Origin of the sequence: Streptomyces sp. NRRL WC-3626 (assembly GCF_000718785.1) — a bacterium.
GTDB lineage: Bacteria > Actinomycetota > Actinomycetes > Streptomycetales > Streptomycetaceae > Streptomyces > Streptomyces edwardsiae.
The window spans coordinates 1-345 of record NZ_JOCA01000064.1 but is presented as its reverse complement, the minus strand read 5'-3'; the positions used below and the strand labels follow the sequence as shown (position 1 = coordinate 345).

General features: G+C 70.1%; 1 protein-coding gene. It reads left to right on the top strand.

What is annotated here, in order from left to right; all coding sequences use genetic code 11:
- A partial coding sequence (locus IF28_RS0135825; protein WP_199809095.1) for an RICIN domain-containing protein occupies positions 1 to 345 on the top strand: 345 nt, incomplete at both ends.

Here is a 345-nt window from a genome sequence, read left to right as displayed (position 1 = left end):
CGGCAAGTGTGTGGACGTGGCCGGTGCGGGCACCGCCAACGGTACGGCCGTACAGCTCTACGACTGCAACGGGACGTCCGCGCAGAACTGGACCGTGGGCGCGGACGGTACGGTCCGCGCGCTCGGCAAGTGTCTGGACGTCGCGTCCGGGGGAACGGCCGACGGTACGCCGGTCCAGCTGTGGGACTGCAACGGCAGCGCCGCCCAGAAGTGGGTGGTCACCGGGGCCCGTGACATCGTCAACCCGCAGGCCGACAAGTGCCTGGACGTGACCGGCAACAGCTCCGCCAACGCCACCCGCCTGCAGATCTGGACCTGCACCGGCGCCGCCAACCAGAAGTGGAC